Below are 23,691 nucleotides of genomic sequence, written 5' to 3' on the forward strand. Positions count from 1 at the left end.
GTGCCCCCGGCCGCATAACATGGGTCCGCAACTGCGTGGAAGTGGGCGATTTCGTGGAGCGAATACATCCAGCGGGTCTCCTTCTGACCGGAGGCGCGTCTCGCCGCATGCGGCGGGACAAGGCAACCATTGAGGTTGGCGGCATTCCCCTCGCCGTGCGGGTGGCGCGCGCGCTCGCGCAGGTAGCCTACCCGGTCCTCGCCGTCGGCAACGAGGCCGAAACGGGATTGCCGGTCGTAGACGATCCGCGCGAGGGGCCTCTGGTCGCCTTCGTCGCCGGGGCGGCCGAGTTGCGCGCGCGCGGGCACGACGGGCCCATCCTTCTGGTCGCCTGCGATCTCCCCCTGATTGAGGCGGCGCTGCTGGAATTCGTGGCAGGTTCGCTGGGCGATGCGGACGTCGCATTGCCGGTGCTCGATGATCGCGACCAGCAGTTGTGCGCGTGCTACTCGCAACGCGCGGCGGTGCGCGCGGCGGAGTTGGTGGCAGAGGGCGCGCGCGCGATGCGCGACTTGCTCGACGTTGTGGAAGTGCGACGTCTGGGCGAAGGGCAGTGGACGAAGGCGGCCCCGGCGATTGTTCTGTGGGACGTGGACGACCCCGAGGATCTGGAGGCTATCCGCCGATCCCAGACATTGGGCGAGACGGACGGACGAAGTCCGGATCGTTGATTTTGTGGCCGGCCCACTTGCCCGCCACGCTCGCACGGATGGCTTCCACGATGTCCTTGTCGCTCGCGCCGCCGCGAAGCAGCGCGCGCAGGTCGGTCTCCTCAAGTGCGAACAAACAGGTGCGCAGCTGACCGTCGGAAGTGATGCGCACCCGGTTGCACGCCTCGCAGAACGGGTCGGTCACCGAGGAAATCACGCCGATCGCGCCCGGTGCTGCGTCCGCGAAGCGCCACATGGTTGCCGGTTCGGGACCGTGCCGGATCGGCTCCAGCGGGTAGGCGCGCGCGACGATTTCGAGAACTTCCTTCGAGGGGACGACGGTCTCGCGATTCCAGCGCTCTTCGGGATCCAGCGGCATGTACTCGATGAAGCGCACTTCGTAGCCGGTCGTTCTGGAGAACTTGGCGAAGTCGATGATTTCGTCGTCGTTGGTTCCGCGGATAACGACGCAGTTGAGTTTTATCGGGTGCATGCCGGCGGCTTCGGCCGCGCGCAGGCCCTCCATCACCTGTTCAAGCGCATCGCGGCGAGTCATTTCGGCGAAGCGGTGGCGCATGAGCGAGTCCACGCTGACGTTGATGCGGTGCAAACCGGCGCGCGCCAGTTCGGGTGCGCGCTCGGCCAGCAGAACTCCGTTGGTGGACAGCGCCAGTTCTGGAACGCCGCGCGCCGTAAGCATCTGCACCAGGTCGGCCAAGTCGGTTCGCACAAGCGGCTCGCCGCCGGTCAGGCGAACGGTGCGCGCGCCCAGTTCCATGAACAGCCCGACGAGCCGGTCGATCTCTTCGAAGGTCAGGATGTCGTGGCGCGGCAACCACGGAACGCCCTCCGCCGGCATGCAGTAGGTGCAGCGGAAGTTGCAGCGGTCGGTGACCGAGACCCGCAGATCGTCGGCCACCCGTCCGAAGGAGTCGATGAGCGGGGCGGCCACGGTGCGTCGAGTATAGGCTCCCCGCATGCGCCGTTGCACCGCCCTGCTGTTTGTATGCCTTGTCGCCGCCGCCGCTGTTGCCGCCGCCTGGCCGCCGCGCGCTGCGCGCGCGGCGGCTCCCGGGCGGCTCCTGGTCGTCGTCCTGGTAGAGGGGGCCTCTCCTGCGGACTGGCTCGGCGAGCCTTCGCTGGCCGCGCTGGTTCGCGACGGGTCGGCTGCGCTGCTGGGCACGCGCGGCGGATCGGACGAAACGGAACTCGACCGGGTGCGCGCGACGGCTTACGCGACGTTCGGCGCCGGGGGGCGCGCGCCTGCAGATGCGGTTGGGTTCGAACTGGCGACCGCGCTTCGCAGGGCCGGCGTGGGCGTCGAAGTCGACCGGTCTCTCCGAGCCTTTCTCGGCGACGGCGGTGTGGGGTCGGGTGAGGGTGTTGTTCGGTTCCTGCGCGTGTCGGGTGAAACACCCGCTGAGCTTGCCGCCGCCGGCGCGCGGGTGGCCGACGAGCGGCGCGCGCTTAACGGCGGTGACGTGTTGATCGCCTTGTCCCCGTTCCCGTCGGACCTTCGGCAGCAAGAGCGAACTTACCTTGGGCTCTTGGTGCAGGTAGGTCCTCGTATCCCCTCGGGACTGCTGTACAGCCCGAGCACTCGGCGCGCCGGCTTGGCGACTCTGGCCGACGTCGCGCCGCACATCCTCGAGTTGATGGGCGCAGACGTACCGCGGGAGATGACCGGGCGCGCGCTTGGCTGGGAGGAGGCGTCCGACCCTCCCGGCCGGCTCGCCGCGCTCGAGTCCGGTCTGGTTCGCGCCGCTCACTCTCGGATCATCGTCGTGCGCGCGCTGATGATCGGAAGCATGTCGTTGCTGGGCCTGCTGGCCCTTGCGTTCGTTTTCGGCATCCTCGACCGGCGGCCCGGGTTGCGCGTACCGGCTGCGGTCGCCGTGTGCATTCCGTGCGCACTGCCGCTTGCGTTGCTGATCGAGCCGGTGCTGCCGACCGGTCGACCGGCCGTCATGGCTTTGTGGAGCGCTGCGATCGCGCTTGCAGCGGCGGTGCTGGGGGTGGGGTTCTTCGGTGCCGTGCGCGGACTCGCTGTGATCGGCGGCGTCACGTCCGTAGCCGTGCTGGCCGACCTCGTTGCCGGTAGTCCGCTGGCCTCGCGCTCTCCGTTGTCGTACTTGCTCGCGCAGGGTGCGCGATTCTACGGAATCGGCAACGAATTCATGGGAGTCGTGATCGGCGGCGCACTCGTTGCGGCGGCCGCCGGCATGAGTCGTTCCAGCGCGAATCGCAGGATCCCCTTCGGCATCGCTGCGCTGCTCGCCGCCGGAATTGCCGTGATGGGCGCGCCGGCGCTCGGCGCGAAGTTCGGAGCCACGCTTACTGCGATTCCCGCATTGGGGATTCTGGTGGCACACGCCTCCGGGCGGAGAATCGATTTCCGGATGGGGGCCGCGATTGCCGCAGTGACGGCCGCATCTACGGGGGCGGTGTTCGGTGCGGACAAACTCCGCGGCGAGCAGGCCCGTTCACACATCGGCTCGGCCGTCCGAGCCGCCGAAGGATCGGTTATTGCGCGCAAGCTCGCCGCCGCGCGCACGCTCATCGCGTTCTCGATTTGGATGAAGGCCTTGCTGGTGTTCGGGGCAGTTGCGGCGATCTTGGCCTGGAAGCGCCGGGACGACCTTGCGCGCGCGCTGGATGCACGTCCGGCGTTCGGTGGGGCCTTCAAAGGCGGCGTCGTCGGAATCGTCGCGGCGGTGTTGTTCAACGACGCCGGCATGACGGCGGCGGCGATCATCGCGATGTTTCTGACGTCGGCGGTGGTCGCGCTTCTGCTCGAGCAGCCTCCGCCGACACCGCCCGGACACCCGTTGCGCACGCTGGACAACTCCGCCACGCGGTAGGCCGGGCGTCGCTCGCAGTAGCCTAAGGGCATGAGACCGTTCCTTGTTGCGGGTGAATGGCGCACCGGCGCCGCATCCCTGCCCGTCACCAACCCGTATACCGGCGAGACGATCGACGACGTCGCGGTGCCTCAGTGGAGTGATGTCGATGACGCGCTGAGCGCAGCGGTGCGCGCGTTCGAACGAACGCGGACCCAGAGCGCCGGGCAGCGCGCGCGCATGCTCGCCCGCGCGGCCGTCGCGATCACGTCTCGGCGAGCCGAGCTCACCGAGATCATCGTGCGCGAGGGCGGCAAGCCGTGGAAGTTCGCGTCCGCGGAGGTCGATCGAGCCGTATCCACGATGACCTTTTCAGCAGAGGAGGCCAAGCGGCTCGACGGGGAGCTGGTCCGCCTCGACACCGACCTCCCGGGGCGCTTGGGAATCGCGCGGCGCTTTCCCATCGGCCCTGTTCTTGGCATCGCTCCCTTCAACTTCCCCCTGAACCTGGTCGCGCACAAGGTGGGACCCGCGCTCGGCGTGGGGAATCCGATTGTGGTCAAGCCGGCTCCGGCGACTCCGCTGAGTTCGCTGGCGCTGGCCGAGATCCTCCTGGAGGCCGGCGTCGGCGATGCGCTGTCGGTTTTGGTTGCCTCCAACGTGGACTCCGAGCGTGCGGCGCGCGATGACCGTGTCGCGATGCTGACCTTCACCGGGTCTACCGCCGTCGGCTGGCATCTGAAGTCGGTCGCGCCTCGAAAGCGTGTGACGCTCGAACTTGGAGGAAACGCGGCGGCCATCGTCGAGCCCGACGCCGACCTCGAGCATGCGGCCGCGCGCATCGCCTTCGGTGGGTTCTACCAAGCCGGACAGTCTTGCGTTGCGGTGCAGCGCGTCCTCGTTCACGAGAACGTTGCCGGAAGGTTCATGGATGAGTTGGTGGCGCATGTCGAGGCATTGCGGACCGGAGACCCCATGGATCCGGCGACCGACGTCGGACCGTTGATCGACGCGCGCGCGCTTGAGCGTGTCGACGCCTGGGTCGGGGAGGCGATCGCCGGGGGCGCGCGCGTAGTCTGCGGAGGCCGTCGCGTCGATCCGTGTTACTTGCCCACGGTGCTGATCGATGTCCGTCCCGAGATGAAGGTTTCGTGCGACGAAGTGTTCGGTCCGGTGGTCACGCTGCAGACCTACTCGGACTTCGACGAGGCGATCTCCATCACCAACGATTCGCCGTTCGGACTTCAGGCGGGGTTGTTCACGAACGACCTCCGGAAGGTGTTTCGAGCGCACCGCGAAATCCGCGTCGGTGGGTTGATTCACAACGACGTGTCGGCCTGGCGCTCTGATCAGATGCCCTACGGCGGCGTAAAGGCCTCGGGCGAAGGCAGGGAAGGTCCTCGCTACGCCATGGAGGAGATGACCGAGTTGAGGCTGCTTGTCTTGTCGGGGTTGGACTTGTAGTTAGTCGCTCAGACTGGGGCGGGCCACCCGGCAACCGACGGAACGCACATGTGCTTGTCCTGTGGGTGCGGTGAGCCGGAGGCGGACCACGGCGATCCCAGAAACATCACCCTTGCCGACATCGAAGAGGCCGCCTCGGCCACCGAGATCACCGCGGAGGAGGCCGCTCGGAACATCGCTGAAGCAATGAGGGCGAGGTCGTGAGATCACCGGCGGAAACGTCGCAGTCTTCGTGTCTGGTCGGAACCCCGCCGCATACCCTGTTGGTTCACTACCCGGTTGCCCTGGCGACAGTAGTGCCTGCCTTGGATCTCATGGAGCCCGTCGGGTCGGATGGCGACTCCGGCGTGATTCGAACCGCGGCGTTCGCCCCGTGGCCGGCCACCATCGCCGCGTTGGCAGCCTTCGCGGTGATGAGCGTGGGGAACTTCTTCGGCGGGGAACTCGTGTACCGGCTGGGGATGCGGGTCAAGACCGTCGAGCGCGCGGAGGAGATGCGCCGGGCTTCTTAGCGCCCTGCTGCTATCTTGGCGCTCGGTTCATGGGTAACCGCCGTCGAGACCGGGGGAGCGCAAATGGGAGTCGAGGGTCATGTCGCCGCGGGGTTCGAGGCTGTGCGAGATGCGTTCGAGACCAACTTCGACGAGCACGGTGACGTAGGCGCAGCGTTCTGTCTTCACGTCGACGGCGAGGTGGTTGTTGACCTTTGGGGCGGGACTGCAGATGTCGCGACCGAACGCCCTTGGCGCGAGGACACTCTCCAACTCGTGTTCTCTACGACAAAGGCTGCGACTGCGACGTGCGCGCTGATGCTGGTCGAGCGGGGAGAGATCGATCTCGACGCGCCGGTCGTTGAGTACTGGCCGGAGTTCGGCGGCGGCGGGAAAGAGAACATCCCCGTCCGCTACCTACTCAGCCATCGATCCGGTCTCGCGGCGCTGGAGCGGAAGATCTCCGTGCAGGAGTTGCTTGCATGGAGGGAGCCGGTGGCGATACTCGAAGCCCAGAAACCCTTGTGGGAACCGGGAACGGCACACGGTTATCACGCCTGGACCTTCGGGCATTTGGTGGGAGAACTCATTCGAAGGGTTTCGGGCCGAAGCGTCGGGCGGTTCTTCGCCGAGGAGGTTGCCGACCCGCTCGGACTTGAGTTCTGGATTGGACTGCCCGGCGAGCACGACGCGCGGGCGGCGTCGCTCATCCCCTTTGAGCTCTCTATGGACCCGGGTGTCTTCGCGACGTTGCCGGAAATCCTTCAGGAACTGGTTCGAGCGCAGGTCGATCCGGACTCGATGTTCAGCAGGTCGCTCAACATCACCAGCGACCCGATCGACTGGAACTCGGCAGAGGTCCGCGCGGCCGAAATCCCGTCGGGCAACGGCGTCGGAACCGCGCGCGCGCTCTCAAGAATGTACGCGGCGTTGATCGGAGAGGTGGACGGGACACGTCTGCTGAGCCCCTCGACCATGGACGCAGCGCGGACGACGCAAACGATGGGGCGCGACCTGACGCTCGTCGTCCCGACCAACTGGGGATTGGGCTTCCAGTTGCCGATCGTGGGTGCCCTTTTGAGCGGGACCGGTGCGTTCGGCCACGGCGGGATGGGCGGTTCTCTTGCCTTCGCAGATCCAGAGGCAGGGATTGCTTTTGCCTACGTCATGAACCGGATGATGATTCACTACGGGCCGGATCCGCGCACGGCCGGCCTGATCGAGGCGACGTTGTCCTGTCTCTGATCGATCGCAGTGGAAAGGGGAGCAATGGGCTACGACTACACCGACCGCGTTGCAATCGTGACGGGAGCTTCCAGCGGCATCGGCCGAGCAATTGCGCTCGACTTGGCCCGCCGCCGCGCTGTGGTCATTGCTATCGCGCGCCGCGCCGACATGCTCGGCGACGTGATCGCGATTTGCCGACGCAACTCCCCAGACAGCGACGGCGTTGCTGCCGACGTCTCTGATCGCGAGGCGATCGAGGAAGCGGTCGGCCGCGTATTGGAGCGTTTCGGCAAGATCGACATTGTCGTGAACAACGCAGGCATTCCGATGCGCGTGCATGCGACCCGTCTCACGGTCGAGGATGTTCGGAAGGCGATGGAAGTGAACTTCATGGGGTCTGTTTACGTCACCATGGCGGCCCTGCCTTCGATGTTGCACAGGCGCCGCGGTCACATCGTGAACGTCGCTTCTGTCGCCGGCCGAGTGGCGAGTCCTCGTGAGGCCGCCTACGCGGCTTCGAAGTTTGCTATGGCCGGCTGGAGCGAGACCCTTGCCTCAGATCTGCACAGCACCGGCGTGCGCGTTCACTCGGTTTACCCGGGGCCGATTCGCACCGAGATCTGGGACAAGATCACTGAACCTGCTGCTTACCACGGCAAGATGTACCCGCCGGAGGACGTAGCGGCGGCCGTGCGCGCTTGCATCGAGAAGGGGTATTTCGAGCGTTACGTTCCCGGCCACTTCGCCGTGATGCCGATCCTGCGCGCGCTCATGCCGCGACTGTTCCTTGCTGCGGGCGCGCGCTTTGATCGCAAGCACGCGGGGCGCTGACTTAGCGGATTCCGCTGTCGAAACTCAGATCCTGTTCGGTGTACGCGCCTTCCCTCACGACGACCGTCTCGGGGGATGGGCCGGACGGAAGCGGTGCAGAGCCTGGTTTCCTCAGGCGATACGCCCCTGGGTTGAGTGCCACGCGGAAACTTCCGTCGGCGCCGGGCCGGATGGTTGCGATCACATCGTCGCCGCGAAGAACGAGGATCGGTTCGCGGTATGGCGTGTCCGGACACGGGTTCTCTTCCGTTTGAACCGGGCACGAGGGACCCAGCAACGCGCGCCCTCGGATTCCCGAGTTCCCCGCCGGCTTGGATTCACTCGAACATGAAGCAAGGATTGCGCAAAGCAACATGCTTGCAGGAATCCACTTCCATCGATTCACGTTCACCTCCGCGCGCGACGATCGGCCTCGAATCTAATCGCATTCGGGCCGATATTGCCGCCGTTCGTTACGCGAGCGTCGGTTGCCGCTGATCACGCGTTAGCTGAACGACGGTTGCCCGCTCCTCGCGGATCAAGTCGTCCGTGCGTACTCGAACGGATTCGCGCTGGGAACCCGCCGCGAAGACGACCTGAGGGTGCGCCAGGATTTCCGCGTCCACCAAGACGGGCGCGCGCAACAAGGTGCCGAGGGGCGGAAGCGCACCGAGTTCGTAGCCGGGAAAGTCGCGTTCGACTTCTTCCTCGGTTGCCAAGTGTGCCCGCCGGTCGCCGGTTGCCTCGCGAACGAGTCGCATGTCGAGTTTGCGCGAGCCGGGGATAAGCGCCAACGCGTGTCCTCCGCGAACGTCGAGCACGAGCGTCTTGACGACATCGTCGGCTGAAACGCCGACCGCGCGCGCTTCGTCCGTCGCTGTGAACACAGGGGCGTGCGGTAATTCCTCGAAGACCACCCCGTGGTGCCGGAGGTACTCGGTTACTGCAGACATCGCCATCACCTCCTTCGCGACGTCACTCCAATCGTAACCCACCACGCAAGGGCCGGAACGGGGATTACCAGCGACCGAAGTGCGTGACGATCTGGACGGGTTTGCGGACTCGCTGCAAAGACGGTGAAGGCGTGTCCGGAGCCGGATAGCCGAATGCGAGCGCGCCGATCGGGTGATACTCCGGCGGGACTCCAAAGTCGTGCCCGAGGTCTTGTCCCCTCAAGCGGAAGAAGAGCGCGCCGAGTCCTTTGTCGACGGCCGTCAGCAGCATCAGCATGGAGGCGAAGCCGGTGTCGATGTCCCAGTACGGAACCGGCCACCGAGCGGGATCTTGGTCCGGTCCGGCCTTGTCCGATTCGGCGTAGCGAGCAAGGTAAGCCCCGCGACTCGCGAGCGGCACGATCACCAACGGCGCACGCGTTATGCCTGTATGTGGGCCGGTGCGCTCTTGCTCCGGCCAAGCCGAGTTCCAGAATCGTGCGCGATCCGCAGAGTCCTCCAGAACTAAGAACGCCCAGCCTTGGGTGAACCCGGCTGACGGTGCCCGCACAGCGTTTGCGAGGATTCGGTCTCGCGTTTCTTCGGGGATCGGCCGATCGTGGAAGTTGCGCACCATGCGCCGCTTTCGCACCACGTCCTCGAACTCCATGTCTCCTCCGGCGCCGTCCAACCACTCGGTTCAGAGCCTACGGCCTTGGTGCGGAACCCGTACGAATAGGGTGGTTTGGGCCGCCGGCGGCCGCCACCCCCCCGCGTGATCGCGGCTTGGCTTCTGGTTGTTTTCGGGGCCGGCGCAGCCATCGGAACCCGACTCGATCGAGGTCGGGTGCCTCCTCGAGAAGCGATTGACCAGCGACCGGATAAGCGCCCGACGGTCCGAATAGGCGGCATCCACAGTGTCCGATTTGTCTGTGGATTTCGTCGGTCTAAATAGGCCATCGGGCCCATGGCTGGGGCCCGGTCGGATCGTATCCTCGAAGATCCACGAGCTGAGTGCAGGGTGCTGGAGCGAAACGCGTCGCTTGGGGGTCGTGATGAAGAGCCTGCTGCAGATTCAAGAGAGCGCGTCTGCCGGAGTGTCTTCGGTTTCCGATGAGTTCTTCGAGGAGCTCGAGGACGACTTGCTCGCGCGCTCGTTCCTGTACGACAACCAGGCTGCCTACCGGGAGGGCGTCGAGGCCACTATGGCCGCGGTTCGGGCCGGACTGGCGCACGCAGGCTCCACTTGCGCCGGGGCCTGACCGAACCGGTCAGCCTGCGGAGGCGACCGCGACAAAGAACCGGCTGAGTTCCTCGATGAGTTCGTCGGTCGCCACTTTGCGCTTGCCGAGAACCTCTACCAGAACCTCGTAGGTGCCCCCAACTAGGGCCACCGCGGCGAGTCCGGGGTCCCGGTCGCTGATCAGGCCTTTTCCGGCCGCACGGCGGGCCTCGTTCTCGACGATGTGGGCGAAGCGGTGCAATGCCGGGCGCCGATGCTTTTCGAGGCGCGCGCTCACGCCGACGACTTCGACGCAAACGATGCGCGCGCGCCTGGGATCGTCGAGCATCGCGTGGACGAACGCAGCGACCCCTGCCCGCGCGCGCGCGTAGAGGTCGTCCTCGGGGGCGTCGGCGAGTGCCAGCTCAACAGCCGAGAGCGCGTCCGACAGGATCTGGTCGTAGATCACCGCGAGCAGTGTCTCGCGGTGTTTGAACTCTTCGTAGAAGTGGCGTGTGGTGACTCGGGCGGCGGCGCACAGTGCTTCGATGGAGGTGGACCCGTAGCCGTCTTTTCCGAACAGCTTCAGGCCGGCGGCCATCAGGCGGCGACGCCGTTCGGCGCTGCGCTCCTCTGATGAAAGGCCGGCGTACTGCCGACGCTGTGGCGTGGTGGTCCGCGATGTTCTCCCCATTGCTGGTTGCGACGCTACCCGGCAAGGCAGCATTTGACAAGCGTGCTTGTCAGATTGTGCAGTAGGGAATCTGACAAGGCGGCTTGTCAGATAGCTGCCGACGGCGTAGTGTGTCCGCATGTCGCGAATGGCGGGGTTGGGGAAATGGGCGGTCGCGACGCGCCGCCGCCGCAGGATGCTGGCCGCAGTTGTTGCCGTGCAGGTGCTCTTTTCGACGTGTGCCTATGGGTTCCGTTGGATTTCCGATTCGACTCCTGTGACGGCGGCGAGTGCGCTCGAGCGATACCGAGCAGCGGCCTCGGCGACTACGTCCGCGAAAGCCTCGCCCCGTGCGTCGGCGTCCCGGACGACCGCGTCGGCAACTCCAAAGCCTTTGACTTCGGCATCGCGCACCACGAAGTCCCGACGTCCGTCGCCTTCGCCGGCCGTATCTGCGAAGGGAGGCTATGCGCTGAAGGCCCCCGAGTCCGGTGTGTATTCCTGGGACACCGAGGGGTGGGAGAAGGTCGATGACTTCCCGACCCGCGAGTACCCGAGTGAATCCCAGCGAATAGTTGAGTCCTCAGGCAGATCGTGGACGAACCATCACATCTTCTCGAGCGAGCACGAGGAATGGTTTCCCCTCGCGATCTCTGAGACCGGTGTCAGGTGTTCGTACTTCCGCATGAAACTCAAGGTCGGTCCGGTCACCGAGGATGTGTTGATCGAGTTCGCGACGCCGGTCCGGTTCTCGGTGTTCCCGCAGAAGGTGGGGCAAACCTGGGAAGGGTCCTGGGAGGGGGACACTTCGGGGACCTACACGGGCAAGACCCTCGAACACTCGACTCAGCGGATAGGTTCGGAGGATGTTGAGACCTGGGCCGTCGCGATCAAGATGCAGATGGAGGGCGAGGTCTCCGGCACCGTCGACGTTCGCCTGTGGATCGCACCGAAGTATCGGTTCACAACGAAAGAGATCTACAAACTCGATCACAGCAGCGGCGGCCATCGGTATCGCACCGAATCAACTATCACGTTGCAGTCCGTCACTCCGCAGCGCTAGCCCTTCACCTCCGGCAGGAGTTGCGCTCCGATCCTCGAACGTACCTGGGGTCGGATACGCTGCGAACTTATGAGACGCATAGGGATCGTCCTCGCAACGCTCGCGCTCGCCGCCTCGGCATGCAGCGCCCGAACCCCGAACGCGCAGCCTTCTGGAACTACTTCCGCGGAGCCCACAGCGAGCCCTGCGACGTTCGCTCATCAGGTGTGGTTCAACGATGCCGACGGGAAATTGTTGTTGGGGTATCGGACTGCGGCAGGCACGCCTGCGGTCGCGCGCGCGGCAATCACCTCGATGCTGGATGGGCCGACGAGCGCCGAGCGCGCGCAGGGTACTGGAACGTCGATTCCGGTTGAAACCAAACTGGTGGACTTAAACATCGCCGACCGCGTGGCGACAGTAGACCTGAGTTCGGAGTTCGAAGCGTCGGGTGGAACCCTCGGCGAACGGCTACGCCTGGCGCAGGTCGTGTTCACTCTTACTCAGTTCGACACGGTGACTTCGGTGAGCCTTCGTATCGACGGCCGTGCGATTCGTGAATTCGGCAGTCACGGATTGGTTCTTGATCGACCATCCACGCGCGATGATTTCGAGGACCTGATGCCCGCCATCGTGGTGGAACACCCCATTCCCGGCGACCGGGTGAGCAGTCCCGTGACCGTGTCCGGAACGGCGAACGTCTTCGAGGCGACCGTCAGTCTGCGCATCTTGGATGCCGGAGGAAAAGAGATCGCGACGACGTTTACCAACGCAACATGCGGGACCGGATGCCGTGGTACCTACTCCGTCAATGTGACTTTCGAAGTCGCGGCCGAGCAGCAGGGCACCATTGAGGTCTTTGTGTCGTCGGCAAAGGACGGCAAGCCGACGGATGTTGTCCGGGTGCCGGTCATTCTGACCGGCTGAACGACGAAAGGACCCGCACGGCGAGTCCTTTCGCAGAAAGCGTTTGGATCAGGTGGTTATCAACTTCTCGCCCCCGGACACTCTGCGCCAGTGCCATAGGCCGAGTATTGACAGCACCGCCATAACGATCGCGAATGCAAGCGACACCAGAGAACCGATGCGCGCGATCTGGCCTAGCTTCCAAAACGCGTAAGCGTTAAGGAGCAATCCGCGAAGCGTTTCACCTCTGAACAGGGTATCGACTGCCGCTTTCAACGATGGGTCGTCGGGGGCCGCGCGGGAGGCAGCACTCGCTTCTGCATAGGTCTTGCCCCCGGCCGCGTTCTTCAGGTGGGGCGCAATGAAGTGGTTGGCGTACGCCTCTGCCTGCTGTCCGTTCAGCAGTTGCTGACCCGCGTACTTGTTGATGAACGGACCGATGTCAGGGGACTCTGTTGCGGGACCCGCCGGCGGGAAGAAGATCTTCTGCGCGCGCAGTTGGTCTTCGACGTTGGTGTTGGCGAAGTTCGATCCCCACATCAACATCACGCCGGCAAGTAACAGGAATGCAGTAAGCATCACGCCGACTGAAGTTAAGAGCATGTCGAACGTCCGTCGCGGCATCGTCTACCTCCTTTGGTGGCGAATCCTACAGTTGGAAGTCTATGCCTATTTTGGAAGTCTATGCCTATTGTCGAGACTTCTTCAGGACAATCTGCCGGCCGGATCGTGCGTTGCCGGGGCAAAACCGACACCGAAGTTTAGGAGTCAACTGATAATGCGGTTGCGAAAGCCCTTCGTTCCCGCAAGACAGAGCTCGCGGTCAAGTAACGGCGCGTCAGGGCGAAGTGAACGTGACGGTTTGTGTTGTGAAGTACCTCGGTGTCGCCTCCAAAGCGCGTGTCGGCGCGGTGTATTGCTGCAGTGTGTGCGCCGGCCCAAGGTCTACAGCGAATGCGAGTCGTCCGGTCGCGTCGGCGGTCGCAGAAGCAGTAATTGCGCCCGACAGCGCCACGACCTCGCCGGGCGTGAAGCATGCAGCCGTGGTCACCGTTTCGGTTCCCGAGCCTGTCAGCGTCGCGCGCGCGCATGAAGCATCGCGCACCTCAAGGAACTCAGGCGCGCGCGCCGAGTCCGCCCCAAACGACCAGCCCCACACCTTGAACGAAGGCTCGACTGCGCGGTAGTTGAATGTCGCGGGCGCAGCAGCGCCAAACTCCAAATGCGGCCACCACTTGGCGATGTCGCGCTTCCAGTACTTCCAGGTGTGGAGCCCGCCGTCCAGTCGACTTCGTGTGTGATGCCCTCGCGCGTCAGCGCGGCGTCGAAGTTCTGAGCCATGTCCAGAATCTCGCGCTCTCCAGCCATTCCGGTCGAGTCGAGGGGGTCGTCCGCCTCAGGGATGCCGTCGCCGTTTGCCACGTACAGCGACATCCCTGCGAGGTTGGCCGCAAGGTCGGTTGGGTTGTGCGCGTGCCACCAGACTTCGTCCGTTAGCGGGTTTCCCCACACCGCGAACCGGTCGTCTCCGGACTTCGGACCGAATGCGCCGGCGATAGCCAGCTCTGCCACGGGGCTCTTGTCGGTCGTGTCCACGGCTCCGGAGAAGGACGCCGCCGCGAGGAACAGACGGGATGCCGCGCCGCGTAACTCATCGACCCGAAGCCGCCCATCGACAGCCCCGCGATGGCCCGCCCCGCGCGCGCGCCGATCGTCCGGTAGTGCGTGTCAATGTAGGGGATGAGCGTGCCGATGTGGAATGACTCCCACTTGTTCGCTCCGTTGCGCCAATCTGAGTACCAGCCGTCCGGGTCACCGCCCGGAGTCACGAAGATGGCTTGCTTGTCGGCGGCGAAGGCTGCCAGGTTGCCCATGTCGAGCCAGGTGTTCTCGTTCTCGCTGTAGCCGTGAAGGAGGTAGATGACCGGGTAGCGTAGCGGGCCGGAGTCGTAGCCGTCCGGGAGCACAACGTTCACCGGCACGTCTCCGAACTTGACGAGTTCCACGCTGACGCCCGCGCGCGCGGCGCCCGGCAGGCTGAGGGAGGCGAGCAGTACGAGCAAGGCAAGAGCGCGGCGCGCGATCATCGGCACCTCCTCCGGGTTCCGGTGGAGAGGGATTCGGCCCGGCTCCGCCTGATTCCTGTTCCCTGCTCGGCCGATTGTGCTGCTGCCCGCGCTGCGGGACTGGCGCCGTCTGCGGCGGATGGCGGTGTCGACAGGCGCGTCACTCACCGTGGCGGTGCACCGATTCGCCGGAGTAAAGTGAAGTTTCGACCCTTGGGGGGAGATCGCATTGCTTTTCGCGGGCGGCTCTTCCGCCCCAGGCTCACTTCGGGAGCGCGCATGGGTACGAGGGTATTGATCGTCGAGGATCATGCGGTCGTGCGCGAGGGGACGCGTGAGATCCTGGCGCGCGACGCGACCCTCGAAGTGGCCGGGGAGGCGGGCACGGCCTCGGAGGCGGTGCGCCTCGCGCGCGAACTTCGTCCGGACGTGATCCTGCTCGACCTCGCGCTGCCCGACAGAAACGGCATCGACGCGGTCCCCGACATCGCGGAGGCTGCCCCCGACGCCAGAATCCTGGTGTTGAGCGCCTACGACGATGAGGACTACGTGGTGGCCGCTATAGAGGCCGGGGCGGCCGGATACCTGCTGAAGACCATGCGGGGCAAAGAGGTGATCGAAGCGATTCACGCCGCGCGCGAGGGCCGAGTGACCCTCCATCCGGCAGTTGCCGCCAAGCTGCGGCACTCGCTGCAGAAGGGATCGCCGTCCCTGTCTCCCCGGGAAAGAGAGATCCTCGAGTTGGCGGCGCGTGGCCTTCGCAACAAGGAAATCGGCCGCGCCATGCACCTCAGCGTCCGCACGGTGGAGGGGCATCTCAGCCACATCCTGGCGAAGCTGGGCGTCTCCTCCCGGACCGAAGCGGTCGTCTACGGAGTCGCCCGCCACTGGTTCGACATGGACCGGACCGCAGGTGAGACATCGCCGTGACGTGGTCGAGCGGTGAAGAGCCCGCAGCGACGGGCCTCCGAGAGCGGCTTCGCAGCCGTCGCTTCTGGGCGGTACAGGCCCTGGTTGTTCTCGTCACCGCCACGCACGCAATGGTCGAATGGCTTGAGCTTCTGACCGGATACAGCCTCGATGCGGCGTATTTCGTCCCGGCCTCTCTCTACTTCATCCCGGTGCTCTACGCGAGCCTGAGGTTCGGTCGCGAGGGCGCGGTTCCGACCGCGCTGTGGGCAGGACTCCTTGCAATACCCAACATGCTCATTTGGCACTCCGGACTCGAGCGAGTCGGCGAAGCCACGCAACTCCTCGTTGTGGTGATCATCGCCCTCATCGTGTCCGGCAGGGTCGATCGGGAGACGACGGCTCGTCACAGGGCGGAAACCGAGGAGTCGAGTCGGAGAGCTTCTGAGGCTAGATATCGCAGCCTCTTCGAGAGCGCGGCAGAGCCGATCCTGATCCTCGACGCCGACGGAACGATCGAGGAAGGGAATGCGGCCGCGAGCGCGCTCTTCGGTCGTCCCGCCGCCCAGCTTCGCGGACTCGATCTAACGCGCTTCGTCGATCCTGCCGCCGCGGCAGTTCTCCTTCGCCTCGTGCGCAGTGAGAGATCGTCCCACAAGGAGATACTCATCCGAACGGCGGACGACCGCAGAACCTGGGTCGAACCCGTGTGCAGTGCCTTCAAGGACTCGAGCGGGAAGGTGATGGTTCAGGCCGTCCTTCGGGACGTGACCGAACGGCGAGAACGCCAGCAGGGTTTGGAGTCGTACGCTCAGCAGATGCAGCAAGTCCAGGAAGAAGAGCGGCTTCGTATCGCGCGCGAACTCCACGACGGAAGCGTCCAGTCGCTCGTTGCCCTTTGCCGGAAACTCGACTCCGTGGAAGAGGCAACGGAGATCGCCGCCCTCGGCGACGTGAACCGCACCATCCGGGACGCACGTGAAGCTGCGGAAGCCGTGGCCGATGAATTGCGGCGCTTCAGCCGCGACTTGCGGCCGTCCGTCCTGGACAACTTGGGCCTGGTTCCCGCGGTCCGGTGGGTCGTGAACGACCTCGAACGGCGTACCGGAATGCGTGGGACGTTCACCGTCGAGGGCCCCGAGCAACGTGTTCATTCGGACGTCGAACTCTGCCTATTTCGCATCGCACAGGAGGCCCTGCGCAACGTCGAACACCATGCGCGCGCCTCGCGCGCGCGCGTCCGGATTTCGTTCGCCGGCACGCTGCGCCTCATCGTCGCCGATGACGGGCGGGGGTTTGATGCCGCGAGGAACCCCGACGGGCGCGCGCCGGATCATCTCGGTCTCCTCGGGATGAAGGAGCGAGTGCGACTGCTCGGTGGCGAACTCCGTGTGGCCTCATCTCCCGGAGCAGGGACGAGCGTGGAGGCTTCCATCCCGATGACCGCCCGCCCCGGCGACGGCCGAGTCCGCCCCGGAACCCCCGGCCACTGGAGCCGGGAGCAGCGCATCGAGCAGTAACCCGCGTGTTTTCACCTATGTGAGACACGTGTTTTCCCCGATGCTCGGCAGCGCCCACTCCGCAACCATTGGGCGGGGTTCGTCCGGCGGCGGTCGAAGGGGAACCGTCGTGTGGTTCGACAGAGGGAGACGGGGAAATGAAGAGAGCTATGGTGCGCTTTCCGGCGCTGGTGCTCGCAGCGCTGACGCTCGCGACTTCGGCCTGCGGCAGTGACAAGCCGTCGAACGTCGCGACGAGTCCGACGCCGTCTGCGACGGCGCTCGGTGCCGACCAGTACGTCCAGAACGCCTCCGCGTTTGTGGACGCCGCGAACTGGGACGCCGCGGCAACCGTGCGCTTGGAACTCGGCGAGATGTACTTCAAGCCGGAGGTCCTCACGTTCGAGGCCGGCAAGCCCTACAAGGTTGAAATCGTCAACGCCGGGAAGAAAGACCACGAGTTCGTCGCCGGCGACTTCTTCCGCTCCATCGCTACGCGCAAGGCAGAGGACACAAGTGCTGAAGTCAAGGTCCCCTACTTCACCGAAGTCGAGGTACTCGCCGGCAAAAGCACGGAGTTGTTGTTCGTCGCGGTGATGCCGGGAACGTTCGAGATGTTGTGCGAGATCGAGGGCCACCGCGAGGAGGGCATGGAGGGGACAATCACCGTGACCGGCTCGCCGCCTACCGTTCCCGCTCCGGTATTGGCCGGCATCACGACGGGTTCGTGGGTGCAGAACGGCCCGGCTTTGGTTGAAGCCGCGAACTGGGATGCCAAGAAGACGCTGCGGATCGAGTTGGGCGAGATGTTCTTCAAGCCAAAGGCGATCGCGCTCACGGTCGGTACGCCTTACGTGCTCCAGATCGTCAACACCGGGAAGAAGAAGCACGAGTTCGTCGCGGACGATTTCTTCGGCTCCATCGCCTTCCGTAAGGCGCAGGATCTGCTCGGCGAGTACAAGGGCCCGACTCTGAAAGAAGTCGAGGTCTTCGCCGGAAAGCAGCTCGACTTGTACGTCATTCCGACAAAGGCCGGATCGTACTTGCTCGTCTGCGAGATCGAGGGCCACCGCGAGGAGGGCATGGAGGGAACGATTACCGTCAGCGCGGCCTAGTGGAAGGCAGTCGGGTCGTGGAATCGGAGCAGCGTTGGGCTCATTCGTGGGCACGGGCCACGATCCTGACTGCCGGCATTGTTCTCGCGTTCACGGTGATGTTTGCCGTCGTCCCGGACCGGCTGGCCACGCTGATCGAGCAGCGCACGCGCTCCTCGATCATCCGCGACCTGACGCTCACGGCCTGGTCCGTCGGTTCTGTCATCGCCGCGTGCTGGGTTCTCGTGTGGCTTCAGCGCCGAAGGATCATGTGATGGAGTTCGCGGCACGTCCTGTCGGAACTGGATGGTTCGAAGACAACATCCCGTGCATGCGCGCGTGTCCCGTGCTTACCAACGCGGGGCGATACGTGGCGGCGATCGGGCGAGGTGACGACGAACTCGCCTATCGCACCGCGCGCATGCCGAACCCGTTTCCTTCGATCTGTGGGCGAGTGTGTGCCGCGCCGTGCGAGGATGCGTGCCGTCGTGGAGCCATCGACGAACCGATCGCGATTCGCGCGCTGAAGCGCTTCGCCTGCGAGCGTTGCGGAGTCGAAAGCGCGTCGGGGGACCGCACGTGGCGGGAGTCGGTTCGTCGCGCGCCTGCTCGCCCCCAGCGAATCGCCATCATCGGTTCCGGGCCCGCGGGTCTCGCGTGCGCCCACGACCTGGCCGCGTACGGCTATCGCCCGGTCGTTTTCGAGGCTGCCAACCGGCCCGGCGGAATGATGGGGCTTGGAATTCCCGCCTATCGGCTCGTTCGCGAGGTTCTCGACGCAGAAATCGCCTCGATTCTCGACCTCGGCGTCGAGTTGCGAACCGGCGTTTCGCTGGGCCGCGATCTCACGCTGGGCGACGTTCGCGCCGACTTCGACGCCGTGTTCGTTGCGTGCGGCGCAATGAGAAGCCGCGAGTTGCAGATCCCCGGGATCGAGCTTGACGGCGTGCTGCGAGCGGTAGAGTTCCTAATCAACGCGAACCTCGGTTTCCGCGTGGGGCTCGGCGATCGCGTTGTCGTGATCGGCGGGGGAAACGTTGCCCTGGATGTCGCACGCACGGCACTTCGCGCGGTCGCCGAGGGTGTGATGCCGCCGAGCGATTCCGATCCGGCTGAAGACGGAGTCCAGGCCGCGGCGACGACGGCCCTCGACGCCGCGCGCACCGCCATGCGACTGGGCGCGCGCGAGGTGCGTACCGTCGCACTCGAAGCGCGCGTCGAGATGCCGGCTTCCTCCTTCGAGATCGAGGAAGCCGAGGCCGAAGGCGTGACCCTCCTGCACCGCTTAGGGCCTAAGCGGATCGTAGGAAGTGACGGTCGCGTTACCGGACTGGAGACGCTCGCGGTCTCGTCGGTGTTTGATCCCGACGGACGGTTCAACCCCCGCTTCGAGGAGGGGAGCGAGTCGGTCATCCCCTGCGACACTGTGATTCTAGCGATCGGACAAGCCCCGGATCTCTCGTGGCTGCGCCCCGAGGACGGGGTTGCCGTGTCCTCGCGAGGGACGATCGTCATCGACCTCGAGAGCCTTTCGACGAGCGCCCCGGGCGTGTTCGCGGGCGGAGACGTCGCGTTCGGGCCGCGGAACCTGATCTCCGCGATCGCCGACGGTCGGCGTGCCGCCGCCTCAATCAACCGGCTGCTCTCCGGCGCGGAACCCGCGTTGGTCACCGCCTCGTCGCTTCAAAGCCTGCCGTTCGTTCCGCGCGCGATCCCCGAATATGACGCCGTCCTGCGCGTGCCGATTCCCTCGGTCTCGCACGAACGCCGCATCGGGATGCCGGAGGTCGAACTCGGCTACGGAGAGGCGGACGCTCGCCGGGAGGCGTCGCGGTGTCTGCAATGTTTTGACAATGTGATGCTCGACCCGGATCTGTGCATTCTTTGTGGCGGCTGCGTGGACATCTGCCCCGAGCGATGCATTCGGATCGTCGACGCGTCCCGGCTCGCCGGTGTCGAGAACACGGCCGGGCCGGCGAGCGCGCTCGTTCTCCAGGAAGATCGGTGTATCCGCTGCGAGTTGTGCGTGCAGCGTTGCCCGTCCGGCGCTCTGTGGATGGGCGAATGGAAGGGCATCGGCGTCTGGGAGGAGCCCGTTCCCGCATGATTCGGCCTTCGACCAGCCGTTTGCGCGAGAGCCAAGCTTGGCGCTCGATCTTCCGCGCGCCGCACACCGACACTCCGCGCGGGCGTGCGGCATCGACTTTCCAGAGTCTCTTCCTTCACGTCTACCCCGCCAAGGTTCCGCGGCGCATCCTCTCGTTCCGCTCCACTTTCCGCCTGGGCTTCATCGCGGCCGTTCTCTTCGCGATGCTCCTGGTTTCGGGCATCTACCTCATGTTCTTCTACGTGCCGTCGATCACGAGCGCGTACTTGAACATGCACGAGCTTCGTACGGCGGTGACGTTCGGCCGGTTCGTGCGCAACATCCATCGCTGGTCGGCCCACCTGATGGTGTTGGTGGCTTTCTTTCACATGCTTAGGGTCTTCTACGCCGGGGCATACAAAGAACCGCGTCAGTTCAACTGGGTCGTTGGGATCGGCCTTCTCCTTGCGACGCTCGGCCTCTCGTTCACCGGCTACTTGCTTCCGTGGGATCAGCTTGCGTTCTGGGCTGTGACCGTGGGAACGAATGTCGCCGGATACGTACCGTTCATGGGCGAGAACGCGCGGCGCGCGCTGCTCGGGGCACCCGAGGTCGGCGAGAATGCCCTCCTGCGCTTCTACGTGTTTCACATCTACGTCCTTCCGACCCTGCTCGTGACCTTGCTGGGCGTGCACATCTGGCGCGTGCGCAAGGACGGACTTGCCGGGGAGCCCGGGCAACCGGCTTCGATGTCCTCGAACGCGGAGCCGCAGGAGGTGACCGATGGCGGAGATGCCTGAGCCGCGCTACCGCCTCCTGGGCGTCGTGCCGCGCGAAGGCGAGGTCGTGCCCGAGCGCGAGCCGGAGGACACGATCTTCGTCTGGCCGTACCTACTAATCCGACATGCCGTCGTGGCCGCGGCAGTCGTTGCCGCCGTGTTCGCGATCTCACTGGTTTTCGACGCACGACTTCAGCAAATGGCGAACCCGAACATTACTCCGCCGGTCGCGAAGGCCCCCTGGTACTTCGCCGGCCTTCAGGAGTTGCTCTCGCATTTCCACCCGATGATCGCCGGCATCTTGCTTCCCGGAGTCGCGATGGCCGGGCTCGCGCTTCTTCCGTATCTCGATCGCAATCCATCCACGCGCGCGACCGATCGCAAGGTTGCCATCCTCACCTTCACCCTTTTCATTGCTGTGGCGATCGCGCTCACCCTCGTTGGTGTCTTCTTCCGTGGGCCCGGCTGGTCTTGGGTATGGCCCTGGGACAAACTCTACGTCGAACTCTGATGCGTATCGGCCGGCGGAAGTTCCTCGCGAACACGTGGAAGGCCCTCGTCGGCATCCTCGGAATGGAGGCCGTCTGGACGACGCGAGACTTCCTCCGTCCGCGCGCGAGCAAAGGGTTCGGTGCTCCGATCCGCATCGGCAGTCCCTCGAAGTTCCGCGAGGGCTCCGTGCGGCACTTCTCCAACGGGCGTTTCTACGTGACTCGAGTCGACGGCGAGTTGCGAGCCGTCTATCAGAAGTGCCCGCATCTGGGATGTCGCATTCCCTTCTGCGAGTCCTCGAACCAGTTCGAGTGTCCCTGCCACGGCTCGGTCTTCAATCGCAAGGGTGAGTACGTTCGTGGTCCGGCCCCGCGCGGTATGGACTCGTTCCCGGTGCGAGAAGAGGGCGATGACGTGATCGTCGACACCGGTCGCGTCATCACCGGCCCACCGCGTGGCGTGCGCACCTTGAACGAGAATCCCGGCCCCTCCTGCCTCACTCAAGGGGAATCCGGCGAGTCGCGCGCGGGAGAGCAGTAGAAATGGAAACGGAGGATCGTCGGTGACGCCGCCGGATCGAGCGACCGAGCGACTTGACGAGAGCCTGGGGCGATGGCTCGTCGCCGGCGTCGTTCTCCTCGCGCTTCTGGTCGCCGCTTTCCCTGCATATCGCGCGGTGGAGGGACAAAGGCGCTCGGAAGCGTTCGCACAGCGGCGCGCGGCGGAGATCACGATGGGGCGCTCGCTCTGGGGTGCGAACTGCTCGTCCTGCCACGGAGACAGCGGAGAAGGACCCGACGCGCCGGCGCTGAACTCGAAGGAATTCTTCGAGGTTGCGACCGAACAGGAAATTCACCACATTATCCAAAGCGGTGTGCCTGGAACCGACATGAGCGCCTGGTGGAACGAGTTCGGCGGCGGACTGACCGACGAGCAAATCCGTTCGATCGTGACGTATCTGCTCTCATGGGCGGCCAAGGCCCCCAGCCGACCAAACTGGCGTGAACCCTGACGGTCCTCGGGCGCCGTCTTGTGGCCTAACTGAACACAAGTCGAAAAGCCTTCCCAGGGTGACCGGTGAGTCATTCGCGCTGGAATCACGCCACGCGAAGATCAGGAGTCAGGGCTATCGAGGCCCGTAACAGGGGCGTTTCTTCCTCTTTGCGGAGTTCAGCGTGCGGGCTCTAAAGGAAGACGACTCGCGGGCGTCGAACGGCTGAGGAAATGCGTCGCGCGTTGCTCGTTGCCGCACTGCTTGTTGTCGCCGTATCGCCCTTCGGCGCGCGAGCGGCTACGTCGGGATGCGTTGCCTACACGACTGGGGCGGAGATCACGCCCTGGCACTGTGAGTTCACAGCCCTTGGCCCAAGCACGTATGTGCATGCCGCGGTGAGCAGGTGGGAGATTCGTCGCTACGACGATGATCTGGGATGGCAGACGCTGGCCACCGCGACGTCGCTCGGCGACGCGGTTGGGCAGGGAACCGTGCCCACGGTGATGGGGGACCAAGTCCAGTTGGTGATCTGGCCGGCGTTGTTCCCCGCCGGCCAACCGCTGCTCAACGTCTACCGAGACGGATTCGTAACCGCGTCGAGTTCGCCGTCCTAGAAGAACAGGGTCCCCGCGGGTTCACGCATCGCCGTTGCATCCTTTCGCTCGAATGTCACTGGAAATCACGCGCTCGGTCGACCCGGGTTCCGACAGGTTGCACTTCGAGAGGTAGTAGAAGGACACTCGATCGGCGACCGACATGCCATCGATGGAGTAGGGCACGTTGCCGCCGTAAGGATCTGCAGCCGTTGCAGCCTTGACGGGATCGAAGAAGCCCTGACTGATGTTGTGGAGATCGGCGGAGCCGTCGAAGACGGACGCCGTCAGTTGTGAACGTCCACGGATTGTCGCGCTGACGTCGACCCGCGAAGACAACGTGCGCCTCTGCGTGCGAGAGAATGTCCCGCATGTCCTTGGCATGGGGAACAACGTCTCGGAACTCCTCCAGGGCCGTCTGAAGCCCTGCGCGCCGCGGGATTGCCGCGCGCGCTGCGGATCAACGACGTGCGTCACACATGGGCCGCGCTGCTCATCGCCGAGAACGCGAGCCCGAAGCTGATCCAAGTCCACCTCGGCCACTCCACGATCGCAGTCACTTTCGACCGCTACGGCCACCTGTTCCCCGACCACATGGACCGGATCGCCGATGCGCTGGATGCGCGCCGGTCAGCCTCGGCATTGGATGTTCCCACGTTGCTCACCCTTCGACCAAGCGGGGAGTGAATTGGCCCATAGTTCAAACCAACCTTCGGGAGCTCGCGGTTGAAGTCGAGCATCAACCTGACGACCCGTGGGAACACGGTCACAGGCGGTTTCGCGCCGTGACTTGCTTGGCGTTCCCCCGATTCGACGAACACATTGACTATGCCGCTTCCGTTCCCGTTGCGTCCAGTCGCCTCCTCCTTGCTTCGTAGCTCTCCGGCGACATGTACCCCAGCGACGAGTGCAGCCTGACGCG

General features: G+C 65.0%; 29 protein-coding genes. 20 read left to right on the forward strand and 9 right to left on the reverse strand.

Annotated elements, in window-relative coordinates:
• Positions 1 to 53 precede the first annotated feature (53 nt).
• Entirely contained in the window at positions 54 to 671 is a 618-nt protein-coding gene (locus WDA27_11525; protein ID MFA5891560.1) for a molybdenum cofactor guanylyltransferase, read from the forward strand.
• Here the strand turns inward: WDA27_11525 and moaA are convergent.
• A complete protein-coding gene (gene moaA, locus WDA27_11530; protein MFA5891561.1) occupies positions 616 to 1,602 on the reverse strand; it encodes a GTP 3',8-cyclase MoaA in 987 nt (328 codons plus the stop codon). The two genes, WDA27_11525 and moaA, sit on opposite strands and share 56 nt — an antisense overlap.
• Before the next feature lie 25 nt (positions 1,603 to 1,627).
• Between moaA and WDA27_11535 the strand changes: the two genes are divergently transcribed.
• The 5 genes from WDA27_11535 (at position 1,628) to WDA27_11555 (ending at position 7,503) form a co-directional block, all read left to right on the forward strand.
• On the forward strand, positions 1,628 to 3,511 hold the full coding sequence (locus WDA27_11535) for a hypothetical protein (protein MFA5891562.1): 1,884 nt from the start codon (positions 1,628 to 1,630) through the stop codon (positions 3,509 to 3,511).
• A gap of 30 nt (positions 3,512 to 3,541) precedes the next feature.
• Positions 3,542 to 4,954, forward strand: coding sequence for an aldehyde dehydrogenase family protein (locus WDA27_11540; GenBank protein ID MFA5891563.1), 1,413 nt, complete (start codon positions 3,542 to 3,544; stop codon positions 4,952 to 4,954).
• Positions 4,955 to 5,154: 200 nt separating this feature from the next.
• A complete protein-coding gene (locus tag WDA27_11545; protein MFA5891564.1) occupies positions 5,155 to 5,466 on the forward strand; it encodes a hypothetical protein in 312 nt (103 codons plus the stop codon).
• 63 nt (positions 5,467 to 5,529) lie between these two features.
• Complete coding sequence (locus tag WDA27_11550) at positions 5,530 to 6,690, forward strand: serine hydrolase domain-containing protein (protein ID MFA5891565.1); 1,161 nt, start codon at positions 5,530 to 5,532, stop codon at positions 6,688 to 6,690.
• Between the two features lie 9 nt (positions 6,691 to 6,699).
• A complete protein-coding gene (locus WDA27_11555) occupies positions 6,700 to 7,503 on the forward strand; it encodes an SDR family NAD(P)-dependent oxidoreductase (GenBank protein ID MFA5891566.1) in 804 nt (267 codons plus the stop codon).
• A gap of 1 nt (position 7,504) precedes the next feature.
• Here WDA27_11555 and WDA27_11560 read toward each other — a convergent pair whose 3' ends face one another.
• The 3 genes from WDA27_11560 to WDA27_11570 all read right to left on the reverse strand — a co-directional run bounded on the left by WDA27_11560 (position 7,505) and on the right by WDA27_11570 (position 9,084).
• The gene (locus WDA27_11560) at positions 7,505 to 7,888 is read right to left on the reverse strand and encodes a hypothetical protein (GenBank protein MFA5891567.1); all 384 of its coding nucleotides are present in this window, start codon (positions 7,886 to 7,888) and stop codon (positions 7,505 to 7,507) included.
• A 67-nt stretch (positions 7,889 to 7,955) separates the two neighbouring features.
• Positions 7,956 to 8,435, reverse strand: coding sequence for a YbaK/EbsC family protein (locus WDA27_11565; protein ID MFA5891568.1), 480 nt, complete (start codon positions 8,433 to 8,435; stop codon positions 7,956 to 7,958).
• Between the two features lie 64 nt (positions 8,436 to 8,499).
• Positions 8,500 to 9,084: a nitroreductase family protein gene (locus WDA27_11570; GenBank protein MFA5891569.1), complete on the reverse strand. Its 585-nt coding sequence runs from the start codon at positions 9,082 to 9,084 to the stop codon at positions 8,500 to 8,502.
• A 385-nt stretch (positions 9,085 to 9,469) separates the two neighbouring features.
• On the opposite strand from WDA27_11570, the gene WDA27_11575 reads away from it, so the two are divergent.
• Entirely contained in the window at positions 9,470 to 9,676 is a 207-nt protein-coding gene (locus WDA27_11575) for a hypothetical protein (protein MFA5891570.1), read from the forward strand.
• Positions 9,677 to 9,685: 9 nt separating this feature from the next.
• Here WDA27_11575 and WDA27_11580 read toward each other — a convergent pair whose 3' ends face one another.
• Positions 9,686 to 10,330: a helix-turn-helix domain-containing protein gene (locus WDA27_11580; protein MFA5891571.1), complete on the reverse strand. Its 645-nt coding sequence runs from the start codon at positions 10,328 to 10,330 to the stop codon at positions 9,686 to 9,688.
• Positions 10,331 to 10,448: 118 nt separating this feature from the next.
• Between WDA27_11580 and WDA27_11585 the strand changes: the two genes are divergently transcribed.
• Entirely contained in the window at positions 10,449 to 11,372 is a 924-nt protein-coding gene (locus WDA27_11585) for a hypothetical protein (protein MFA5891572.1), read from the forward strand.
• 69 nt (positions 11,373 to 11,441) lie between these two features.
• Positions 11,442 to 12,278 carry a Gmad2 immunoglobulin-like domain-containing protein gene (locus WDA27_11590; GenBank protein MFA5891573.1) on the forward strand — a complete coding sequence of 279 codons (837 nt, stop codon included), beginning with the start codon at positions 11,442 to 11,444 and terminating at the stop codon, positions 12,276 to 12,278.
• Positions 12,279 to 12,326: 48 nt separating this feature from the next.
• On the opposite strand, the gene WDA27_11595 is transcribed toward WDA27_11590, so the two are convergent.
• The 3 genes from WDA27_11595 to WDA27_11605 form a co-directional block, all read right to left on the reverse strand.
• Entirely contained in the window at positions 12,327 to 12,881 is a 555-nt protein-coding gene (locus tag WDA27_11595; protein ID MFA5891574.1) for a hypothetical protein, read from the reverse strand.
• A 214-nt stretch (positions 12,882 to 13,095) separates the two neighbouring features.
• Positions 13,096 to 13,479, reverse strand: coding sequence for a hypothetical protein (locus WDA27_11600; GenBank protein MFA5891575.1), 384 nt, complete (start codon positions 13,477 to 13,479; stop codon positions 13,096 to 13,098).
• A 271-nt stretch (positions 13,480 to 13,750) separates the two neighbouring features.
• On the reverse strand, positions 13,751 to 14,344 hold the full coding sequence (locus tag WDA27_11605) for an alpha/beta hydrolase-fold protein (protein ID MFA5891576.1): 594 nt from the start codon (positions 14,342 to 14,344) through the stop codon (positions 13,751 to 13,753).
• 258 nt (positions 14,345 to 14,602) lie between these two features.
• Between WDA27_11605 and WDA27_11610 the strand changes: the two genes are divergently transcribed.
• The 10 genes from WDA27_11610 (at position 14,603) to WDA27_11655 (ending at position 22,790) form a co-directional block, all read left to right on the forward strand.
• Positions 14,603 to 15,253, forward strand: coding sequence for a response regulator transcription factor (locus tag WDA27_11610; protein ID MFA5891577.1), 651 nt, complete (start codon positions 14,603 to 14,605; stop codon positions 15,251 to 15,253).
• Positions 15,250 to 16,752: a PAS domain-containing sensor histidine kinase gene (locus tag WDA27_11615; GenBank protein MFA5891578.1), complete on the forward strand. Its 1,503-nt coding sequence runs from the start codon at positions 15,250 to 15,252 to the stop codon at positions 16,750 to 16,752. The genes WDA27_11610 and WDA27_11615 overlap by 4 nt, the downstream gene beginning before the upstream one ends.
• Positions 16,753 to 16,889: 137 nt before the next feature.
• Positions 16,890 to 17,846: a cupredoxin domain-containing protein gene (locus tag WDA27_11620; protein ID MFA5891579.1), complete on the forward strand. Its 957-nt coding sequence runs from the start codon at positions 16,890 to 16,892 to the stop codon at positions 17,844 to 17,846.
• Positions 17,847 to 17,863: 17 nt separating this feature from the next.
• Positions 17,864 to 18,100 (forward strand): hypothetical protein, encoded by a 237-nt coding sequence (locus WDA27_11625; GenBank protein ID MFA5891580.1) that lies wholly within the window; start codon positions 17,864 to 17,866, stop codon positions 18,098 to 18,100.
• Positions 18,100 to 19,932, forward strand: a complete 1,833-nt coding sequence (locus WDA27_11630) for an FAD-dependent oxidoreductase (GenBank protein MFA5891581.1) — start codon at positions 18,100 to 18,102, stop codon at positions 19,930 to 19,932. Before WDA27_11625 ends, WDA27_11630 begins: the two co-directional genes overlap by 1 nt.
• On the forward strand, positions 19,929 to 20,711 hold the full coding sequence (locus tag WDA27_11635; GenBank protein MFA5891582.1) for a cytochrome b N-terminal domain-containing protein: 783 nt from the start codon (positions 19,929 to 19,931) through the stop codon (positions 20,709 to 20,711). The genes WDA27_11630 and WDA27_11635 overlap by 4 nt, the downstream gene beginning before the upstream one ends.
• Positions 20,695 to 21,201 carry a menaquinol oxidoreductase gene (locus WDA27_11640; protein MFA5891583.1) on the forward strand — a complete coding sequence of 169 codons (507 nt, stop codon included), beginning with the start codon at positions 20,695 to 20,697 and terminating at the stop codon, positions 21,199 to 21,201. The genes WDA27_11635 and WDA27_11640 overlap by 17 nt, the downstream gene beginning before the upstream one ends.
• Complete coding sequence (locus tag WDA27_11645) at positions 21,201 to 21,722, forward strand: ubiquinol-cytochrome c reductase iron-sulfur subunit (protein MFA5891584.1); 522 nt, start codon at positions 21,201 to 21,203, stop codon at positions 21,720 to 21,722. Before WDA27_11640 ends, WDA27_11645 begins: the two co-directional genes overlap by 1 nt.
• A gap of 22 nt (positions 21,723 to 21,744) precedes the next feature.
• Positions 21,745 to 22,194, forward strand: a complete 450-nt coding sequence (locus tag WDA27_11650; protein MFA5891585.1) for a cytochrome c — start codon at positions 21,745 to 21,747, stop codon at positions 22,192 to 22,194.
• A 212-nt stretch (positions 22,195 to 22,406) separates the two neighbouring features.
• Positions 22,407 to 22,790 carry a hypothetical protein gene (locus WDA27_11655; protein ID MFA5891586.1) on the forward strand — a complete coding sequence of 128 codons (384 nt, stop codon included), beginning with the start codon at positions 22,407 to 22,409 and terminating at the stop codon, positions 22,788 to 22,790.
• Between the two features lie 21 nt (positions 22,791 to 22,811).
• Here WDA27_11655 and WDA27_11660 read toward each other — a convergent pair whose 3' ends face one another.
• Positions 22,812 to 23,108 (reverse strand): hypothetical protein, encoded by a 297-nt coding sequence (locus WDA27_11660; protein MFA5891587.1) that lies wholly within the window; start codon positions 23,106 to 23,108, stop codon positions 22,812 to 22,814.
• Between the two features lie 87 nt (positions 23,109 to 23,195).
• Here WDA27_11660 and WDA27_11665 point away from each other — a divergent pair, with 87 nt between their 5' ends.
• A complete protein-coding gene (locus WDA27_11665) occupies positions 23,196 to 23,456 on the forward strand; it encodes a tyrosine-type recombinase/integrase (GenBank protein MFA5891588.1) in 261 nt (86 codons plus the stop codon).
• Positions 23,457 to 23,691 lie beyond the last annotated feature (235 nt).

The sequence above is a fragment of the Actinomycetota bacterium genome (genome assembly GCA_041658565.1).
Lineage (GTDB): Bacteria > Actinomycetota > AC-67 > AC-67 > AC-67 > JBAZZY01.